This is a genomic window from Vibrio sp. 2132-1 (assembly GCF_033344315.1).
Genome location: NZ_JAWPON010000203.1, coordinates 1 through 833, shown reverse-complemented (window position 1 = coordinate 833; position 833 = coordinate 1). Strand labels below are relative to the sequence as shown.

Below are 833 nucleotides of genomic sequence, written 5' to 3'. Positions count from 1 at the left end.
TTTTCTCACTCAAGCACGCTCGCTTCCGGAGGTTAGGGTTATTATCTTGGGTGTATAATAATGAGTAGACACGAAAATTAGGGGTTCGGTTTGGTTATCGACAAAACAAAATTGCTGCAGAACTTTCAATTTCATCTTCCGACCGCGTATCACAAGGAGTCTCTTGCCCGCCTGAATTTTATGAAAGGTAAACCGCTTCGAGACGCCGCGGTGCTGATTGGTTTTGTAGATAGATCTGAAGGCCTACAAGTGATTTTGACCAAGCGAGCCGAACATCTTCGGCATCATCCAGGGCAAATCAGCTTTCCTGGCGGTAAGTTTGAACCCGAAGATATCCATCTGATTAATACGGCGCTTCGTGAGACTAATGAAGAGGTCGGTATAGAAGATAAACACATTCATGTGTTCGGTCAGTTACCAAAACTGCCAACGATTAGTCAATTTAATGTGACGCCATTTTTGGCCTTTATTTCTCCGGATTATAAAACGCATATTGACCCAAATGAGGTCGAGTCGGTTTTTGAGGTACCAGCCAACCATATTTTGAACCCAAATAAGCTCTACAGCAGTAAGTTTGAGTTAAAAAGAAGCAGTCATCGTGTATTTGCTATCCCATATCGTCAACATTTCATCTGGGGCATGACGGCACAGATCATTGAGTCGATGCAAAAGCACATAATTTCCGGCTAAATCTCTCCTCTTTCATGCGATAATGATCATACGACCAATGCGATCATTATGTGCATCAATATTAATAAAACGTTACTTCATAAACATTCATTCACATTAGATTAATTTGCCATTTTCACCGCAAACGCTTGCGGTGAAATAAA

At 41.4% G+C, this 833-nt stretch carries 1 protein-coding gene; it reads left to right on the top strand.

Annotation, left to right across the window (positions count from 1 at the left end; translation table 11 throughout):
* Positions 1-90 precede the first annotated feature (90 nt).
* Positions 91-690, top strand: coding sequence for a CoA pyrophosphatase (locus tag R8N47_RS24430; protein WP_318186008.1), 600 nt, complete (start codon positions 91-93; stop codon positions 688-690).
* Positions 691-833 lie beyond the last annotated feature (143 nt).